Source organism: Buchananella hordeovulneris (genome assembly GCF_001907235.1).
Classification (GTDB): Bacteria; Actinomycetota; Actinomycetes; order Actinomycetales; family Actinomycetaceae; genus Buchananella; species Buchananella hordeovulneris.
The window spans coordinates 84,585-102,883 of sequence record NZ_MQVS01000005.1 but is presented as its reverse complement, the minus strand read 5'-3'; the positions used below and the strand labels follow the sequence as shown (position 1 = coordinate 102,883).

Here is an 18,299-nt window from a genome sequence, read left to right as displayed (position 1 = left end):
GCGTTCAAGCGGTGTACTTTTCCCGCAGGTGTTGCTTCTGGGCGCGCAGCGCGGCCCGGTGGTCCCGCCAATTGCCCAGGCGCCAGTTCAGGGATGGCTTGCCACCCCGGTCCCCGGCCGCCAGCAGCAACCCGCCAGTCAGGGCCGCCCCTTGGGCGATCCCGACCCACTGTTCGTTACGTTCGCGCCGTGTGCTGGTTTCCCACACCGGGTTCTTCACCGCGGTCAACACTGCGTTCATGCCCGCCAGGACCAGCGCGGCCGTGCGCGGGCGCCGCCCGGTGGCCAGCATCAGACCGGCCCCCACGGAGACCACCCCGGCGGCGCGGGTCAGCAGCTGGGCGTCAGACCGCATGACCGGGGGCACCCCGACCTTCTCCAGCGAAGTGGCCGCCTCCATGAACCTGTCCACGTGGTCCTCCGGATGCAGGATGGCGTCGATGCCATCCTTAATGAAGGGGGCGGCCAACAGCGGGCGGGCAAGGCGTGCTAGAAGAGTCATAGGTCAATTGGTACTCCACCTGCGCCGCCAGCGCCACCCAAACTCACCTGTCGAGGGCAAAAAGGGGGCTGGGTGGGGGTGCTTCCCCCCGCACAAAACACACGTAATCCGGTGGCACCAACATGAGAAAGGCGCATGATGAAGCTGTCCACCTCCCTCGCAGAGGCGCAAACCCTGCTGGAAACCCACCCACGCGGGATACTGCCGCTCCCCAGCCGACGCCGTGTCTGGTCCGCACTCATCGTGCCGGGCGACGATCCTGTGAGTTGCCGACGCCTGTGGGCCCTGAAGGCAGCTTGCGTGGAACACAGTCTGAGTTTTTGGTACCGGGCCTTCCCGGATGACAATCGGGTCAGCGAGTATCTGGAATTGGCACGGAAAGTTGAGGCGGGACTGGTCGACGGCAACGAGGCTGACCTCGCCGCCACCCGCTTCTGGCAGAGCCTTCTGCAGACGGAGGAATTCGACGATGTCACTGAGCCTGCAGTATTTGTCGCAGACGCCGCAGTGAAGATCGTGCGCGCGGCAGCCAGCCACGACCCCCGCTTCGACATCGTCGACGAGATAGCTGACGACGATGAGCTGGGTCCCGACAGTTACGAAAGCAGCTACCTGTGCGCCGCTGCTTTTGGGGGCATGAATTGGCAGCACCCGCCTACCATCGATGTGGAAGCCCGCCGAGGTTTCTGGCGGTGGTACCTGACACAGGCCGTGCCGCAGGTGGCCGCCATCGACGTCGTCAGCTAACCGCCGCGCGCCGGGGAATAAACGGAAAGTCGCCGCGTTGGCCCTCACATGCCCTGCCTTACTTTGCCTGCCGCCCGGCGGCTTCCGCCCCCGGTGCGGATCAGGTTAGGCTCGGGAGCGATGACTGACCTTTCTCCTTCTCGCTCCGCCAGTGCTGCCGACCTGTCCGCCCGGTTCGAGCGCGACGCGCTGCCGTTGCTGGACCAGCTTTACGGCGCGGCCCTACGCATGACCCGCAACCCGGCCGACGCCGAAGACCTCGTGCAAGAGACCTTCGCCAAGGCCTACTCGGCGTTCGCGCAGTACCAGGACGGCAGCAACATCAAGGCGTGGCTGTATCGCATCCTCACCAACGCGTTCATCACCAACTACCGCAAGAAGCAGCGGCGACCGCAAGAGTCCGACGCGGCGGAGGTGGAGGACTGGCAGCTGGCCCGGGCCGCGTCGCACACCTCAACGGGCCTGCGGTCCGCCGAGGCCGATGCCCTGGACGCCATCGGGGACGATGTCATCCGCGACGCCCTGGCCTCGCTGACCGAGGATCGCCGCATGGCCGTCTACCTGGCCGACGTGGAGGGCTTTTCCTACAAAGAGATCGCCGAGATTATGGGCACCCCCATCGGCACCGTCATGTCGCGTCTGCACCGCGGGCGCGCTCAATTGCGAGCCCAGCTCGCCGACTACGTGAAGGAGATGGCGTCGTGAGCATGAAGTCCGAATGCGAAGAACTCGTGGCGAACCTGTTCGCGTTTCTCGACGCGGAGCTTGATGCCGACCTCCTGGATCGCCTCGCCCAGCACCTAGACGAGTGCGGCCACTGCCACGAGCTGGCCGATGCCGAGCTACATCTGCGCGCCATTTTGAAGCGGTGCTGCTGCGAGCAGGCCCCCGAGACCCTGCGGGTGCGGATCGTCGAGCAGTTGACCGTGCTGCGGATGCAGGCCTGACCGCGCTGCCGCTACGGGGCGGGCTGGAAAGTGAAGGCCGCCGTCGCGCCCCCGCCGGAGATTGGGCCGCTGTCTGCGTCCGCCGTCTCCGGGAAAGTCTCTAGCAGCGTCAGTTCACCGATGCCCGGGAGATTCGCGGTCTGCCCCACCTGTAGCTGATGCTCCGCCTCCAGGGCCCACAGGGTCACGGACCCGTCGCGCACCTCCACGAGGGTGACGTTGTGCTCGCCGTAAACCAACGGTGGCAGCGTCGTGCCCAGCAGGATTGGTTCATTGGCGTTTTCTCCCATCGGTTGTCCGGTGGCAGTCGGTGAAGGGCGCGGCGTGACGGGAGACGTCGGGCTTGGGCTGGCGCTACTAGCCACCGGGGAAACGGTGGCGGCCGTCGTCTCCGGTTCACTGCCGCAGCCGCCAAGAGCCACTAATCCCAGGCCGCTCAACAAACACGCGGCCCGCAGCTGGGCTGACGCCCTAGTGCATTTCGCCCTCCGCACGTGCGCCACGAACGTTCCTCCCTCTCCTCATTGTCGGGTGTGCGCCCCAGACTAACCCCGCCCCCGGTCGGTCGCTACCACCAAGCGGCCGCCCGGCCGGGGTGGCTACTTTGCCCGGCGCGGCAGAGCGCGCCGCCGTCCACGGCCCGCTAGATTCAACACATGGCCCTGATTGATCGTGGATACATTGACGACCTGCGGCTCTCGCACGTGATTGCTGATCAGATCGATGCGTTGACGATGTCCCGTTTCCTGGCCGACGATCTGGTGGTAGAAGCCAAGCCGGATCTGACACCGGTGTCGGATGCGGACCGGCGAGCCGAGGAGATGATCCGGGATCAGCTGGCCCGGACCCGGCCCCGCGACGCGATCGTGGGCGAGGAGTACGGCACGACGGGGCACTCGTCGCGGCAGTGGATCATCGACCCGATCGACGGGACGAAGAACTTCGTGCGCGGGGTGCCGGTGTGGGCGACGTTGATCGCCCTAGTGGAGGATGGCCAACCGGTGGTCTCGGTGGTCTCGGCCCCGGCACTGCAGCGGCGTTGGTGGGCGATGAAGGGCGGCGGGGCGCAGACCGGTCGGTCCTTCTCCAAGGGCCGCAACCTGCGGGTCTCGCAAGTCGCGCAGGTCGCCGATGCGTCGCTGTCCTATTCCTCCCTCGGCGGGTGGGCACAGCGCGGCAGCCTGCGGGGCTTTCTGGGGTTGTCGGAGGAATGCTGGCGCACCCGCGCCTACGGTGACTTCTACTCTTACATGCTGGTGGCGGAAGGCGCGGTGGACATCGCCTGCGAACCGGAACTGGCATTGCACGATATGGCGGCCCTCGTACCGATCGTCACGGAGGCCGGCGGCCGATTCACGGACCTGGAGGGCACCGACGGTCCCTTCGGCGACAGTGCGCTGGCTACGAACGGGCTCCTGCACGACGATGTCCTGGTGTGGCTCGCGCCCGGCACGGACTGAGAATGTAGGCCGGGCACGCTAACGTCAGGCCATGCGCATCATCCACACCTCCGATTGGCATGTCGGCCGGAGTCTGCACGGCGCCGATTTGTCGGCGGCACACGCACAGTTCTTCGATTTCCTGTGCGAACTGGTGGACCAGGAACAGCCAGACGCCCTGCTCGTGGCGGGCGATATTTTCGATCGGGCTATTGCGCCGGTGGAGGCGGTGGCGCTGGTGGACGACGCCCTGGCCCGTCTCTGCGCCCGCACTCGCGTCCTTCTCACCCCCGGCAATCACGACTCGGCAGGCAGGCTGGCGTTCGGCCAGGGCCTGTTGACCGAGCGACTGGTGATGCGGGCGCGGGTGACCGACGTCGGGCGGGCGGTGGCGCTGCCAAACGGTGCGGGCCAGGTGGGGGCGCTGATCTACCCGCTGCCCTACCTGGAACCGGATTGGGCCCGCCTACAGTTGGCGGGCAGCGACCCACAGGCGGCTAGCGAGGACAGGCGGCAGGCGGCTGATGACGCAGGGACCGGGGCGCTGGCGCGTTCCCATGCTGCTGTCCTGCAGGCGGCCCACCGCCGGATTGCGGCCGCCCACGCCCGGCAACTGGCCACCCACCCGCACTGGGCCGGGCTACCGGTAGTGGTGAGCGCGCACGCGTTTGTGGTGGGCGGCCGAACCAGCGATTCGGAGCGGGACATTCGGGTGGGGGGCGTGGACTTTGCACCCTTGGAGGCGTTGTCGCCCGCCACCGGCTGGGCCCCGGATTACCTGGCTCTCGGGCACTTGCATCGCCCGCAGTGGGTGGGACCTGCCCGCCCCCCGGGCGGGCAGCTGGCCCGCTACAGCGGCTCACCGCTGGCGTTTTCCTTCTCGGAATGGCAGGACACCAAGTCGGTGTCGCTGGTGGAGTTGGGGGAGCGCGGTGGGGCGGTGCGCCTGACCGCGGTGCCTACCCCCGTGTGGCGGCGACTAGCGGTGCTGCGGGGACCGTTGGCCGAGCTGCTGTCCCCGGCCCACGCGGCGCACCGTTCGGCTTTTGTCTCGGTGGAGGTGACGGATGCGGCCCGCCCCCGCGAGCTGGTGGGACGCGTACGGGAGGTCTTTCCCCACGCCCTGGTCGTGCGACACGCGCCGCCTGCACTACCCACACCGCAGGCTGCCTCCTCCGTCGCCCCCGGGCCGGGCCGCGACCCGGTGCAGGTGGTGGCGGGCTTCCTGGCGGAGGTCGGTGGGCGGCCTGCTACGACCGTCGAGTTGGCCGAGGTGCGCGCGAGCTACGAGGCGGTGCGCTGATGCGCCTGCACCGGCTGGAGTTTGCGGCGCTCGGGCCGTTCCCGGGCCGTCACGTGGTCGACTTCGACGCCCTCGCCCCGGCTGGCTTGTTCCTGCTGACGGGCCCAACGGGGGCAGGTAAGTCGACGTTGATAGACGCGGTGACTTTTGCCCTGTACGGAGACGTGGCGGGCGCGCAGGCCGATAAGCAGCGCCTGCGGTCCCAGCACGCCACCCCGGACATCGACACTTATGTCGAGTTGACGTTCTCCACCCCGCAGGCCTGCTATCGGGTGCGTCGGAGCCCGGAGTATGCCCGCCCCAAGCGGCGCGGGGCGGGACTGACCCCGCAGAAAGCCGCGGGCCAGCTCTGGCGGCTGGCCTCCCCCACCGCCTCAGGCGAGCTGGTCTCCACCTCGCTGCAGGAGATCGGCAGCGAGCTGACGGCCATCATTGGGCTCACCAAGGCGCAGTTCACCCAGACCGCGATCCTGCCGCAGGGACAGTTCGCCCAGTTCCTGCACGCCAAGCCGGAGGAACGCAAGAAGCTCCTGGCCCAGGTCTTCGACACTGGCCTCTACACCCGCCTGCAGGAAGACCTGGCGGCGCGGGCCCGGCAGGCCCAGCGGGACGACGACGCCGCCCGCCTCGTGCTGAGCGAACGGGCCGGGGCTCTCGGCCAGGTCGCCGGGGCGAGCCCGGGGCGGACCGAGTTCCTGCGGGCTGCGGCGCAGGCAGGTCTCGCGCCTGGGGTGGAGGGCGCCGCCACCGTGGTGACCGAACTCGCGGAGCAAGCCGCTCGGCTGCAGGGCACGGCGGAAGCTGCCACCGCCGACGCCGTCGCCACCGCTGCCGCTGCCGCCACAGGCGAGCAGTGCGCCCAGTTGCAGGCCCGCGGTCGGCAACTGACCGCCCGGCAGGCAGAGCTGGCGGCCGCCGAGCCGCACATCGCTGCCGTAAATCAGCGAATCACTCGCCACCACGCCGCCACTCCTGTCTGCCAGGCCGCCCAGGAGGCCGCTGCCGCCCGGACCACCGCGGCGGACTGTTTGGCCCAGCTGCGGACCGCCGACAGGCAACTGGGTGACCTGCTCCCCCGGCCGCTGGTGGCCGGGGGGCCAACGGCCGCGGACCCGCCGGAGCAGGCAACTTGGCCCACCCCGGAGCAACTCGCGCTAGCGGGCGAAAGCTTGGCGGCGGCCCTCGAAGCCCGCGCCGCCCGCGGGGCAGAACTGGAGGCGGCGGCCAAACGGGAGGCGCTCCTGCCCGCGCAGGCCGCCCAGTTGACCGCCGACGCTCAGCGCCACGCTGAGCTCTCCGCCCTCCTGGCTGAGCGGCAGGCGGAACGTGCCGCGCTGCCTGCCCACCGCACCGCGATCGAAGAGCAGCGCGAGACCGCCCGCCGCGCCGCCGCCCGGATGCCCAGCGCGCAAGCCGAGCTGACCGCGGTACAGGAACAGGTGGCGGCGCTCCAGGAGCACGCGCACGCCAGCGCGGCACTGGTCGCAGCCGAGCAGCAGGCGGAGCATGCCGCGACCGCCCTCGCACAGGCCCGGCAGGCGGCCCACGCCGCCCTGGAAGGCTGGTTGACGACGCAGGCCGCCAACCTGGCAGCCGAGCTGGAGGCTGGCCGCCCGTGTCCGGTCTGTGGTTCCCGGGAGCACCCGGCCCCGGCGGCCCCCGGGGATGCGCCGGTGACCCGCGCCGACGTTGACACCCGCAACGACGCCGCCGAGGCGGCGCTGCAGGCCCACCAGGCAGCAGCCGCGCAACTGCACGCCCGGCAGCTGGCGGTGGAGCGTTGGGCCGCCCAAACCGGCGGGGCGGATGCCGCACAGGCCGCGGACCGCCAAGCGGCGGCCACCCAGGCCCTGACCGACTGCCAGCAGGCCGCTGACCACGTGGCGGAATTGACCACCGAGTTGCAGCGTTTGACCGAGCGCGACGGGCAGCTCGGCGAGGAACTCACCGACCTCGCCACCCAGCAGGGCGAGCTGGCGGGCACGCTGCGCGAGCTGCAGGCCGCCCACGAGCGGAACGCAGCGGAGGTGGAGGCGGCGCGCGGAGCCTTCGAATCGGTTGCCGCCCATTTGGAAGCGCAGCGGCAGGAAGTCGCGGCTCTGCGCGCCGCCCAGCGCGCCCTCGACACAGCGCGGCAGGCGACGACCAGCCTGGCGGCGGCCGAGCAGCGGGTGGCCGCGGAGCTGGCCGACAGCGACTTCGCCTCGCTGGCAGAGGCCGCGGCGGCCACCGTCCCGGACGCGCTCCTGGCCGAGCTGGAGGCGGAGGTCGCGACACACGAACAAGGCAGGCACGAAGTGGCCGCGGCGCTGGCGGAGCCGGCCCTGCAGGCGGCCCTCGCCGCGCCGTCCCCGCACCTGGAGGAATTACGCGCCCGGGCCACAGCCGCAGCGGCGGCGGCCGACCAAGCGCGGGCCGAGCAGGCCGCCACCGCCCGCCAACTGGCTACCGCCCGCGCAGCCTACCGGGAGCTGGCCGCCGCCCTGCGGGACCGCGCCCGCGCCCGCGCGCAGGCCGAGGCGCTGCTGTGGGTGGCGGAGCTAGCCGTGGCCCGGCCCACCAACCAATTAGCGGTGCCCCTCGATACGTTCGTGCTGTTGGAACGTTTTGACGAGGTCCTGGCCGCCGCCAACCCGCGCATCGCCGCCATCTCGGCGGGGCGTTACGAGCTGCTGCGCACCAACACAGAGGGCGGGCAGCGCGCCCGCTTGGGCGGCCTGGGCCTGAGCGTGGTGGACCACTTCGCGGGCGGGCAGCAACGCAATCCCCACACCCTGTCGGGGGGCGAGACCTTCTACGTTTCCCTCTGCTTGGCTTTGGCTTTGGCCGATGTCGTGCGGGCCGAAGCGGGCGGCATAGACATCCAGACGCTCTTTATCGACGAGGGCTTCGGCTCGTTGGATCCGGCCACCCTGGACGAGGTCATGACGCAGTTGCAGGCCCTGCAGCGGGGTGGCCGTACCGTCGGGGTTATCAGCCACGTGGCAGAGCTGGCCCAGCGCATCGCCGACCGGATCACGGTGCACCGCACCCCCACGGGTTCGACCCTGACCGTCACGGCGGGCGACGGCAGCCGCGAGACGGGTTAACGGTGCGGTTTCCCACCAGGCAGCACCCCGGCCCGCCCGGACAGCGCCGTTAAAAGAGCCGGTCGGCCGCGCTCGGGAGCACCCCTTCGAGCTCCAACAACGCTCGCTTCCGGTGCAGGCCGCCAGCGTACCCGGTCAGGGAGCCGTCGGCCCCGATCACCCGGTGGCAGGGCACGATGATCGACCACGGGTTGCGACCCACCGCCTGCCCGACCCGCTGCGAGTAGCCACGCCCGCCCACCTGCTCGGCGATCTGTCCGTACGTGACGGTGCGGCCGTAGTCGATGTCGCGCAGCAGCGCCCACACGCGCTCCTCGAAACTCTCCCCCAGCGGCGGCAACGGCAACTCGAAAACGCGGCGCTGGCCAGAGAAATACTCGGTCAACTGTTGGGCGGCGGCCGCCAGCACCGGATCCTCCGCCGCCAGCAGCTGCGGCCCGCCGTCGTGCCGCTGTCCGGGGAAAAAGCAACCCACCAGCGCCGACCCGTCCGCCACCAGCGTCAACTCACCCAGCGCCGACGGTAAGCGGGTGTGTCGGCGGCTCATGTCACAGCCCCAGGCTCGCCGCGACCTTGCCGCGTTCGGAGATGTCGAACCACAGCAGGTCGTGCTCCGCCAACAGCTCGTCGGCGCGTTCCGGCTGGCTACGGGCCGCCCGCACCGCCTCCTCGGCGGCGACATCATCCAGGTGCAGCGATACCGCCTCCTCCCACGCCACGGGACCGTCCAGTGCCAGTGCCCCCGTGTACAGGTCCTCCCGGTCGGTCACCTCCCGCAGACGCTCCGGCTCGACGTCGGCGGCCACCACCAGACGGCGCGCCGGGCCTGCCCCCAGCAGGCTGAGCGACAGCTCTGCGGCACACAGCGCGGCAATCGCCTCCAGCTCTTCCTCGTCATCGTCCGGGAAAACCGCGGCCAGGGCCGGGGTGACTGCGTAGACGATCTCGGCCTCCAACTGCGGAGCGACCAAGGCGGCGGGGGCGGCAGCAAGATAAACGCGCATACCCCCAGTCTGGCAGCCCCGCCCTAGCTCGGGAGCAGGGCGCGCCGGGCGGGCCAAAGGGGGCTACTCTGCTGCCATCGCACCCCTGTTTTCCGCCGCAGGTGCCATTTGCTTCGTTCCGCAGCACGATCCGCGCCCCACAACCCCTCTGGAAAACTGGCCACATGCGTTCCTCTCGTGCCCTGCCCCCTGACTTTGCCGCCGATGCCCTCCTCCAGGCCCGCGACCTGCAAGTCGGCTACGGCGACAATGCCGTGTGTGGGGCCGCTTCTTTCGCCGTCTTCCCCGGGCAAGTATTGGCCGTCGTGGGGGCCAACGGCAGCGGCAAATCTACGCTGCTACGCACCTGCTTCGGGCTGCAACCGGCCCTTAACGGGCAAGTGCGGCTCCTGGGACGCCTCCCGGATCCGCGCCGTGCCGCGCAGCGCGCCGAGGTGGCCAGCGACATGCAGACAGAGTCGTTCTTTCCCTCCCTCACGGTGCGCGAGCACCTGGAGCTGGTGTGCTACGGCCACGGGGTGGCCAACACCGCCGACGTCACCACCTCCCTGCTGACCGAGTTTGGGCTGGCCCGGCTGGCCAATTCCCTCCCCGATCAGCTGTCCTCCGGGCAGCGCCGCCGCCTGGCGCTGACCGCGGTGCTGGCCCGCCCGCGGCAACTGCTGCTCCTGGACGAACCGGAGCAGCGCCTCGACCACGCCACGCGCCGTCACCTAGGGCGACGCCTGGCGGAGGAAGCGGCCGACGGGGGCGCCGTCGTCCTCGTCAGCCACGACCCCGACCTGGTGGCTGCGTGCGCCCAGGCGGCCCTAGTCGTCGGCGAACGCACCACCCTCACCGATGTTGCTGGGGCCGTTGCGGCAATCACCGAGGGCACGCTGTGAGCGCGGTCGCCGACTTCCCCACCGGGGAGCAAATCGTCGCCTGGACGGCCCAGCACACTCGACGGCACGCCCGTGGCCCCTGGGCGCTGCTGGGCGACATATACATTTCCGTCCTCGCCTTGGCCATCCTTGCCGCGCTCGTCTTACCGCACCTGGGTCGCCTGACGAGCGCAGGCCCCGCCGCCACCGGGCTGGCGGTTGCCGATCCCGGGTGGCTGATGGTCGGCGTTGCCTGCCTGGGACTATTGGCGGCCCTCAGCCCGGCGCGCCGCCTGGGTCCCCTATTCCTGCGTCCCTTCGAGGTTGCCTGGTGGCTGGGGTTGCCTGGCGAGCGGACTGGCCTGTTCCTGCCCGCTACCCGCCTGGTGGTGGGGGCGGCGGCCAGCACCGGGCTGGCCACTGCCACCGCCGTCAGCTTGGTGCTCGGGGTGAGCCTGCCGGACCTGGGCGGCTGGTTGGCCCTGGGGGCCGCCACCACCGTGCTGCTGGCGGGTGAACTAATTCGCGAGCAGGTGCGTGATCGTGCCACCCCCTGGCCCAGCCTCACCCTGGCAGGCGCCGCGAGCGCCTGCCTGGCGGCCAGTTTCCTGTTCCCGCTGCCGCGCTCCGGGGCCTGGCCGGGACTGGTTGGGGCGGCGGTGGTGCTGGCCGTCATCTCCTTCGGGCGGTGGCGGGCGGCGGTGGCGCCGCACCTGGCCCGCCTGCCCGACGCCCAGCTCCTGGCGGGAGCGGCTCGCTCCTTTGGGGCGCACGTGTCGCTGCTGTCCCTCGATACGCGCGCCTTGGGGCGCATGTTGGCGCCCCGCCCGCAGCCGCCCGCTGCGCCCGCACGTTTCCGAGGTTTGCGGGCTGCCCGGGGCCTGCCGCGCCCCGCGCGTGTGATCTGTGCGGTGGCGGCCGCCGACTGGTTGCAGCTACGACGCCAGTCCTTCCGGCTGGCTCAGGTGGCGATCAGTCTGCTTTTGGCGGCATTGCCGCACCTGGCTCCGCAGTTGCCGCGCTTCCAACTGGTGGGCTGCCACCTGGTGGCGGGTCTGGTTTTGCTGCTGGCGTTGGCGGCGCCCGCGCGGCAGGCCTGGTTCGATCCGAGCGCGGACCACCGCTGGCCCGCTGGGCCGTTCACCGTGGCGGTCGGGCACTTGGTGGTGCCCGTGGTCGGCATGACCGCCTGGGTGGCGGTCACTTTGGGTCCCCGGTTGGGTGCGGCCGCTACTCGCCAGGAGGTCGAGGTGGCTGGCTGTGCCTTCGTGTTAGCGGGCTCACCCCTGGGAGTGGTTGCGCTGGTGACGTTGGCTGGCCTGGCCTGGGGTGGGGCGGTGCTCTTCACCGGTTTTCGCCCCATGCCGGACTTCTCGGTCGGGCTGGTGCCCTCCCCCTTTGGTTCCTTACCGCCGGGGTTGGCGCAGATGCTGTTGGCGGTGCCGCTCGCCGGTCTCGTGGCTGGCTTGCCCGCCAGTCTCCTCCTGCTCGGGGCTCCCGCCGTCCCCCTCCTGGTGGGGATCCAGGCGGTGTGCACCTTGCTGGCCCTCGGGGTGGGGCTACAGGTGGCGGCGGACGCCAATTAGGATCAACCGTAACGACCAACACGAACTAGCTAATTTGAGGGGGAACGCTTGGAGGCCATTTCGCATGCCCAGCTTTGGTGGGGATTGACCACCTCTGGCTTCCTCGTGGCCCTTGGGGCAGGGGGCTTGTGGTGCTCGGTGCGGCGAGATCACCGCCGTCTGCGTAATGGCTTCTTCGCACTGCTGCTGTTTTTCGCTTTGGTGGATCTAGTCGGGTGGGTCGCCGAATGGTATGGCTGGCGGGAGGTAATGCAGCTCCTGCTCGGCACCACGTTCATCCTCAGTGCTCTCATGGTCCCCCTGCTCCTGGTGGCCAATGGCCTGACCATGGCCCGCCGCGAGGGCCTGCACCCCGGCAACCTGCTCCCCCTCTTCCTGGGGGTGGGGGTGCTAGCCACCCCCGTCGTGTCCGTCCTCATTCTCAGCTTCGCGCCGGGTATCGCCGTCGTCCTCCTCATCAGCGCCCTGCTGGTGGCGATGTACTTAAGCACCCTGCTGCTCATCCTGTTCCTGCAAAGCTTCATCCAGCGCTGGCGGGGCGGCTATCGCGCCACCCCGCAGCCTGACGCCATCGTCGCGCTCGGCAGCGGACTGATAAATGGCCAACTGCCGCCGCTGCTGCGCTCCCGCGTCGACCGTGCCCTGGCCATCTTGCGGCAGCAACAGCACCAAGGCCGCCAGCCCTTGCTGGTGCTCTCGGGCGGGCAAGGCCCCGACGAGCCACGCGCGGAGGCAGCCGCCATGGCCGAGTACGCGCTCCAGCGCGGTGTCGATCCCGCGCGCCTGCTGGTGGAGGACAAGTCCCGCACCACGCGCGAGAACCTCCGGTTCACCCGCGAACTGCTGGCCGCGCACCCCGCCGCCCCGCAGCGGGTGTTGGTGGTGACGTCGTCGTATCACGCCGCCCGCACCGCCCTGTTGGCCTCCGATCTCGGTCTGACCTGGACGGTGGCACCGGCCCGCACCGCCTTCTACTTCGTCCCCAACGCTTGGCTCCGGGAGTACGTCGCGGTCGTGACCTACCGGCCGCGCGTGAACCTCTTTGCGGGGGTGAGCGTCGGGCTGCTGACCCTCGGCATGCTGCTGCTGTACTGGGCAGGTCAGTGACCTACACTCCGCACGCTGCCAGCGCCCCAGTGACGCATGCCAGGCGGGCGGCCCGGTCGTTCCCGCTCAACTGCATATCCTGCACAAGGCGCCCGTCGGCGAGCACCAATACCCGCGCGGCCCGGGCCGCTACCTGCGGGTCGTGCGTCACCAACACCATGGTGGTGCCCGCCGCGTTAATGGTCTCCAGCTCGGTGAGAATTTGCGCGGCGGTTGCCGAGTTCAGGGCTCCCGTCGGCTCGTCCCCGAAGACGACCGCGGGCTCGTTAATGAGTGCCCGGCAGATGCCCGCCCGCTGCAGCTGCCCACCCGACACCTCAGTCACGGCTCGGTCCGCTAAGTCCCCGATTCCTAGCTGCTGCAGCAGCGTCTGGGCGCGGGCCGCTACCTCGGCACGGGAACGCCGCTTAGCCAGCAGGCCCGGCAGGGCAACGTTATCGAGCAGGGACAAGGTCGGCAGGAAGTGGGGTTGTTGGAAGACAAAGCCGAGGCGGGTAAGTCGCACCTGCGCCAGCTCGCTCGGATTCAGGCCCGCGAGCTCTTGGCCTGCCAGGGTGACCGTGCCCTCGGTCGGTTGATCCATGCCCGCCAGCAGGTGCAGAAGTGTCGATTTGCCGGAGCCGGAGGGTCCCATGATGGCCACGAAATCCCCCTCGGCGATATCTAGGTCGATGCCGTGCAGCACTCGACTTTGCCAGTCCTTCACCAGGCAGCGGGCTTGCAGGACGTGGTTGCTGGTCATGTTTATTCCTCTCCTAGAAGTTTGCTGGTGCGCACGGGACGCAGGGCCAGGCCGACCGCCGCCAAAGTGGTTAACAACAGCGCGGCGGGCAGGACGCCCCACACCACCCATGCTGTTGGCAAGAAGCGCACGCCGGGGGCCCCAAAGGAGCCCAACAACGCGGCGAAAGCACGCTGCCCGAGGGTGAGGGACACCAACTGGCCGATGCCGATACCGACCAGTGCCAGCACGCCCGTGCGCAGCAGGAATTGGCCAGCTATGTCGCGCCGCCGCATCCCCAGGGCCCGCTGCAGGGCAATATCGGCGCGGCTGCGGGCCACACTGAGCACGGTAAACAGCGCCGTAATGAGGAAGGCCAGGGCTAGGGCAGCGCCGCAGGCCACCGTGGCGACAACACTCAGCTGGCGGCTGGTGGCCCCCAGCGTCTGGTCCGCGTAGCGGGCGATCTCGGTGACCTTGATGGAGGGATAGGCGGCACGCATCTGGGCTGCCCAGGTGGCCGGGTCGACGTCGGCGGCCAACGCCACGTAGGCCAGCTGCCACACCGGCGGGGCCGCCACCGCCGGTTCTCCCTTCGCGGTGCGCCCGCCGTTGGTGAGATCCTGGTAGATACCGGAGACGGTCAGCGTGCTAGCGGGCGGTTCGGCGGGGCCGGTCTGCACGGCCCGCAGCTGCACCTGCTGCCCGACCTCGGCGCCCACAGCGTCGGCTTGGTTAGCTGACAGCGCGATCTCGGTGGGCGTGGTGGGGGCACCACCGCTCTGGTAGCGCAACGGGAAGGTGGCGTGCTCCCCACCCTCGACAACCACGGTCTCCCACTGCCCGTCGCTGGAGAGCATCTCGTATTGGCGGCTGACCAGGGCGGCCGTCTTGGTGACCTGCGGGTCGGCGGACAGCTGCTCGGTCAGCGCAGCGAAGTCGACGTCGCCCTCCCGCACATCAAGGCGCACATCCGCTCCCGCTCCCACGCCAATGTACGAGGCAAAGTCGGGGTGGGCGAAGGTAGAGGCGACGTTGGCGGGCACCACCATGATCGTCAGGGCGGTCGCCAAAATGGCCACCAATAGGCCACTGCCTCGCGCCAAGGCCGAGCGCAACCCCAGCCACGTCGGCACGGACAACCGCGCGCGCACCAACCGGCTGCGCGAACGCCGCACCCGCACCTTGGCTAGCGTGCCGCGCCGCAGCGCCTCCACCACGGGCAGCTTGCGCAATTGCCGCAGCGCCAGCCAGCAGGTGGCAAGCACCAGCAGGCTGAGGAGCGCCACCACCCCTACCGGTCCCCACACCTGGGACCAGGTGAACGGCGGCTGGCCCAGGTACAGCAACACAGTGCGGTCCATAGCGCGGGTCAGGGGCAGGGCGGACAAACAACCTAGCAGTGCCCCCGCCCCGATCAGGGCGGCGTACTTCGTCAGGTAGAGCCGAGAGACGAAACGGGTGGGGGCCCCGATGGCCTGCAGCGTTGCCACTTGGCGGACGTCGGCCTCGACGGCGGCCAGCAGGGCGTAGCGCAGGGCGACGACGGCGGCCGCTACCAGCAGCAGTGCCGCCAACAGCGCCACAACCGCCACCAGCATGGTGGTCAGTCCGTTCATGAGCCAGAACACGGAACCGTCCAAGGCGATGCCGGTGGCGGGCAGTCCGGCAGCGGCGTAGTCGTCGAGCAGGGCCTTGGCGCTGTTGCCAGGGTGGAGACGGAACTCCACCAGGTGTTCGGTGGGGCCCAGTTGGCCGTGCAGGCGGGTGAAGTCGTCGGCGTGCACCACCAGGCGCTTGGAGGTGACCAGGGACGGGTTCATCTGGGCATCGCGGGCAAAGTCACGCACGGTCAGGTGCACGGGGCCAGCCGCGCTGGCCACCTCGATCTTGTCTCCCACCTGGGCCGCGCCCGTGTCTAGGTAGTAGACGGGCAGCACGACCTCGCCCGGCGCAGGATCTACCGGTCGTCCCTGCGCATCGACCAGGAAGTCGAAACGCGGCGAGGGGGTGACGAAGGCGGGTTCCAGCACCGATTCGGCCTGGGAGCGTCCGTTGATCGTGAGGCTGGCGCCTGCCACGGGCAAGGTGGTGATGACCTGGTGGTCGGCCACGTCCGCGCGGGTGGCTACCCACTCGTCGATGGCCTGCGGGTCTACCTCGCCGGTGGTCATCTGCACCGCGTCGGGCGGCTGGGCGGCCGCCCACAGCCCGTCGATGGCCGCGGCGGTGCGCAGAATCAAACCAACACCGGTGGCCACGAGCGTGGCCGCGAGGGTGACCAGGGCGAGCAGGCTGGCCGAGACGGCGCGACGCCGCCGCAGATCAGCAGTGAGCAGACGACCGAGCATTATCTTGACCTTTCACATGGGTGGACATGGGCGCTTGCCCGCTGGCGGCAGGCAAGCGGCGGGCAGCGGTCAGGACAACCACGAGTCCCAGGGCGGTGACGAGCACAGCTGCTCCCCGGCCAGGGCCGGTGCCGAAGACGGCGCCCAGGGTGTTTGCCCACGCGCCGCCGACTTGCAGGCGGGGGGTCAGCACGTGGTCGGCGAGGAAGCCCGCCAGCGGATAGGCCAGCAGGTAGCCGCTTTGGGTCAACAGGCTGATCAGGCCCCAGGCGCGGGCCTGCACGGAGTTGTCCACTTGCCGCCGCACCAGCACCTCGGCGGCCGCGTTCGCCCCGGATAGGCCCAAGAAGAAGAGCAGACCCCAGGCCGCCACCCAGGCCAGCGCGGGCCACAGGCCGAGGGCGCACATAGCCAGTCCGGCCAATGCCAGCGCGGCCCGCAACAGGTGGAGGGGCGGAAATGCAGGGGCCAAGCTGAGTGCCACCGCCCCGAGCAGCAGCCCGAGGGCGATCCCCGATTCGAGGGTTCCCAGTACCCGGGGGCCGAAGTGGGGAAGCAGCATGGGCTTGAAGAGGGTCTGCAGGCAGCCGATGGCAAAGGTGACCAAGGTCAGGCGCAGCAGCAGGCCGCGCAATAGCGGGGTGGCGAGTATTGCTCGCCAGGCGTGGGGTTGGGCGGTGTCCGCGGGGACGTCGTCCGGGCGGGGCGCGTTCGCTAGTGCCCGGCGGACGACGGCGGTGCAGGCCACGGTCACTAGGCAGGTGGCGGCATCCAACGCGAGGATGGTGGCCAAGCCCGCTGTCGGGAGCAGCAGCCCGGCCAACGCGGGGGCGAGGAGAAATTTGGCGGCCCCAGCCAGTTGCAGCATCCCGGCCGCCTGCTGGTAGCGGGACTGCGGCAGCAAGTCAGTGACGCTGGCGCGCAACGCAGGTTCCGTCAAGGAGGCGAAGGTGGCCGCTAGCGTCACGCCGACAAGTACCGGTAGGGGCGAGGGCTGCGGGGCCTGCGCGGCCACGAAGACGATGGCTAGGCCCAGCAGGGAGCCGCCGTCCCCCAGCAACATCATGGTGCGGCGGTCGTAGCGGTCGGCCAGGGCACCCGCGAGCGGAGCCAGCAACACAATGGGCCCCAGCCCACACAGTTGCACCGCCGCCACCAGGCTCGCCGACCCGTGCGCCTGAAACATGACGACAGCCAAGGCGAATGCGGTCATGCCGGTGCCGAGCGCATTTATCAGCGCCCCGCCTACCAGCAACAGGAACGGTTTCATTGTTGCCCCGCTAGCTGCGCCAAGCTGCCGCGCGGGCATCCAAGGAGCGTCTCGGTAGCGAAAATCAGCCCTTGCAAGCGGCGGGGTTGTTCCGCTTGGTCGCCGACGAAGAATCCCTCGTCGAGCAGCACCCCAGCCGAGACCAGGATGATCTCGGCAACTTCGCGGGGCTGGTCGGTGTGGAACGCCTGTTCGGCGACCCCGTCTTCAATGATGCGGGCGACGATGGGGGCGAGGGCGCGGACCACTTCCACGACAGACAGCACATGGAACTCGGCGTTCCCCGCGGCATGAAACTCGTCGATGAGCTCGGCATCGGCCCCTGCGGCTCGCCCCGCGGCCAGGGCCGCTAGTAGCCGCTCGGGCGCGGGGGCAGGGCTGTCAGCAATTTGTTGCGCTCGTTCGGCGTAGTCACGCACGAAGCGGGCCACGATCTGGCGGAGTATCTCTTCCTTGCTGCGGAAGTGGTGGTAGAGAGTGCCCTTGGCGATTCCCACAGCTCGCAAAATGTCTTCCATGGTGCTCGCCTGGAAGCCCTTGGTAATGAACAGCTGCTGCGCGGCGTCCAGGATTTCTTCCCGGCGCGCGTCCGCGGTCTTTCTCACACGCATGATTGCCTCCTATCCTGCCGCGACCCACTACAGACCGACCGTCGGTCTAATAGTACGGGGAGGGAGCAGCCTGGACAAGGGGTCAGCTCGCACAATGTGATGTTGCGGTGAACGAGCGCGGCCACTGCGGCTCCCGGGGGTGGCCAGCAGGTCGCCGCACCACCATGCCCTTGCCGCACCGTCATGCCCTTACGCCGCCTTGACCACCGCCACCACCATGCGCTTGCGGCACCACCATGCCCTTAATGCACCACCATGCTCTTATTTCAGTGGTTTAAGGGCATGGTGGTGCATTAAGGGCATGGTGGTGAACCAACGACATGATGGTGGGGTGCGATGAGGATCGGCGAGGTCGACACTGACCGTTGCGCACCTCGCAGACCCCTAAGGCAAAGCACCGACCACACAGCGGTTTGCGCCCGTTCTTAACTGTCGACGCTTGGCGCTGAGATCACCCTTCAGCCGACCAACAATCGAGCCCGCGCCAGGCAAGCGGGAGCAGACACCTCCTGTGCGGCGGTGCCCGCACTCTGCCCCTACCCCATTCCCAGGCACGAAAAAATCGCGGACCCTTCAGGGTCCGCGATTTGTTTAGTAGCGGGGACAGGATTTGAACCTGCGACCTCCGGGTTATGAGCCCGGCGAGCTACCGAGCTGCTCCACCCCGCGTCGGCTGAAATAGCTTACGACACCCTGCCTCCCCCACGCAAGTCGCCCAGCCGTAGCGTGCCTCACAGCGCCGAGCGGGCAGCCCCAACG

Annotated in this window: 17 protein-coding genes and 1 tRNA gene; 9 read left to right on the top strand and 9 right to left on the bottom strand. The window is 69.5% G+C overall.

Translation table 11 applies throughout. From position 1 onward, the window contains the following. Positions 1-4 precede the first annotated feature (4 nt). Positions 5-502 (bottom strand): DoxX family protein, encoded by a 498-nt coding sequence (locus BSZ40_RS06080; protein WP_073824292.1) that lies wholly within the window; start codon positions 500-502, stop codon positions 5-7. 135 nt (positions 503-637) lie between these two features. On the opposite strand from BSZ40_RS06080, the gene BSZ40_RS06075 reads away from it, so the two are divergent. The 3 genes from BSZ40_RS06075 (at position 638) to rsrA (ending at position 2,196) form a co-directional block, all read left to right on the top strand. Then, positions 638-1,249 (top strand): Imm5 family immunity protein, encoded by a 612-nt coding sequence (locus tag BSZ40_RS06075; RefSeq protein ID WP_073824290.1) that lies wholly within the window; start codon positions 638-640, stop codon positions 1,247-1,249. Between the two features lie 120 nt (positions 1,250-1,369). Next, positions 1,370-1,954 (top strand): sigma-70 family RNA polymerase sigma factor, encoded by a 585-nt coding sequence (locus BSZ40_RS06070; RefSeq protein ID WP_073824289.1) that lies wholly within the window; start codon positions 1,370-1,372, stop codon positions 1,952-1,954. 2 nt (positions 1,955-1,956) lie between these two features. Next, positions 1,957-2,196: a mycothiol system anti-sigma-R factor gene (gene rsrA, locus BSZ40_RS06065; RefSeq protein WP_073824287.1), complete on the top strand. Its 240-nt coding sequence runs from the start codon at positions 1,957-1,959 to the stop codon at positions 2,194-2,196. Between the two features lie 11 nt (positions 2,197-2,207). Here the strand turns inward: rsrA and BSZ40_RS06060 are convergent, their stop codons facing one another. Then, positions 2,208-2,486 carry a hypothetical protein gene (locus tag BSZ40_RS06060; protein WP_073824286.1) on the bottom strand — a complete coding sequence of 93 codons (279 nt, stop codon included), beginning with the start codon at positions 2,484-2,486 and terminating at the stop codon, positions 2,208-2,210. Between the two features lie 366 nt (positions 2,487-2,852). Between BSZ40_RS06060 and hisN the strand changes: the two genes are divergently transcribed. The 3 genes from hisN to BSZ40_RS06045 are packed head-to-tail and all read left to right on the top strand — an operon-like array spanning position 2,853 to position 8,027. Next, positions 2,853-3,656, top strand: coding sequence for a histidinol-phosphatase (gene hisN, locus BSZ40_RS06055; RefSeq protein ID WP_073824284.1), 804 nt, complete (start codon positions 2,853-2,855; stop codon positions 3,654-3,656). A 31-nt stretch (positions 3,657-3,687) separates the two neighbouring features. Then, a complete protein-coding gene (locus tag BSZ40_RS06050; protein ID WP_073824283.1) occupies positions 3,688-4,938 on the top strand; it encodes an exonuclease SbcCD subunit D in 1,251 nt (416 codons plus the stop codon). Next, positions 4,938-8,027, top strand: a complete 3,090-nt coding sequence (locus tag BSZ40_RS06045; protein ID WP_073824281.1) for an AAA family ATPase — start codon at positions 4,938-4,940, stop codon at positions 8,025-8,027. Before BSZ40_RS06050 ends, BSZ40_RS06045 begins: the two co-directional genes overlap by 1 nt. Before the next feature lie 49 nt (positions 8,028-8,076). Here the strand turns inward: BSZ40_RS06045 and BSZ40_RS06040 are convergent, their stop codons facing one another. Further along, positions 8,077-8,574: a methylated-DNA--[protein]-cysteine S-methyltransferase gene (locus BSZ40_RS06040; RefSeq protein WP_073824280.1), complete on the bottom strand. Its 498-nt coding sequence runs from the start codon at positions 8,572-8,574 to the stop codon at positions 8,077-8,079. 1 nt (position 8,575) lies between these two features. After that, positions 8,576-9,031, bottom strand: coding sequence for a DUF6912 family protein (locus tag BSZ40_RS06035; RefSeq protein ID WP_073824278.1), 456 nt, complete (start codon positions 9,029-9,031; stop codon positions 8,576-8,578). Positions 9,032-9,195: 164 nt separating this feature from the next. Between BSZ40_RS06035 and BSZ40_RS06030 the strand changes: the two genes are divergently transcribed. From BSZ40_RS06030 to BSZ40_RS06020, 3 genes are read left to right on the top strand one after another with little or no spacing between them, the layout of a single operon-like run. Beyond that, positions 9,196-9,915: an ABC transporter ATP-binding protein gene (locus BSZ40_RS06030; protein ID WP_073824277.1), complete on the top strand. Its 720-nt coding sequence runs from the start codon at positions 9,196-9,198 to the stop codon at positions 9,913-9,915. Continuing rightward, positions 9,912-11,480: a DUF6297 family protein gene (locus tag BSZ40_RS06025; RefSeq protein ID WP_073824275.1), complete on the top strand. Its 1,569-nt coding sequence runs from the start codon at positions 9,912-9,914 to the stop codon at positions 11,478-11,480. Before BSZ40_RS06030 ends, BSZ40_RS06025 begins: the two co-directional genes overlap by 4 nt. Before the next feature lie 48 nt (positions 11,481-11,528). Then, positions 11,529-12,587 (top strand): YdcF family protein, encoded by a 1,059-nt coding sequence (locus BSZ40_RS06020; RefSeq protein WP_143180897.1) that lies wholly within the window; start codon positions 11,529-11,531, stop codon positions 12,585-12,587. 1 nt (position 12,588) lies between these two features. Here BSZ40_RS06020 and BSZ40_RS06015 read toward each other — a convergent pair whose 3' ends face one another. The 5 genes from BSZ40_RS06015 to BSZ40_RS05995 all read right to left on the bottom strand — a co-directional run bounded on the left by BSZ40_RS06015 (position 12,589) and on the right by BSZ40_RS05995 (position 18,209). Beyond that, on the bottom strand, positions 12,589-13,329 hold the full coding sequence (locus BSZ40_RS06015) for an ABC transporter ATP-binding protein (protein ID WP_073824272.1): 741 nt from the start codon (positions 13,327-13,329) through the stop codon (positions 12,589-12,591). Positions 13,330-13,331: 2 nt separating this feature from the next. Continuing rightward, positions 13,332-15,659: an ABC transporter permease gene (locus BSZ40_RS06010; RefSeq protein WP_073824271.1), complete on the bottom strand. Its 2,328-nt coding sequence runs from the start codon at positions 15,657-15,659 to the stop codon at positions 13,332-13,334. Further along, a complete protein-coding gene (locus BSZ40_RS06005; RefSeq protein ID WP_073824269.1) occupies positions 15,634-16,929 on the bottom strand; it encodes an MFS transporter in 1,296 nt (431 codons plus the stop codon). Before BSZ40_RS06005 ends, BSZ40_RS06010 begins: the two co-directional genes overlap by 26 nt. After that, positions 16,926-17,540, bottom strand: a complete 615-nt coding sequence (locus BSZ40_RS06000) for a TetR/AcrR family transcriptional regulator (protein ID WP_342741913.1) — start codon at positions 17,538-17,540, stop codon at positions 16,926-16,928. Before BSZ40_RS06000 ends, BSZ40_RS06005 begins: the two co-directional genes overlap by 4 nt. Positions 17,541-18,135: 595 nt before the next feature. Then, positions 18,136-18,209: transfer RNA gene (locus tag BSZ40_RS05995), tRNA-Met, on the bottom strand. Positions 18,210-18,299: the final 90 nt, after the last annotated feature.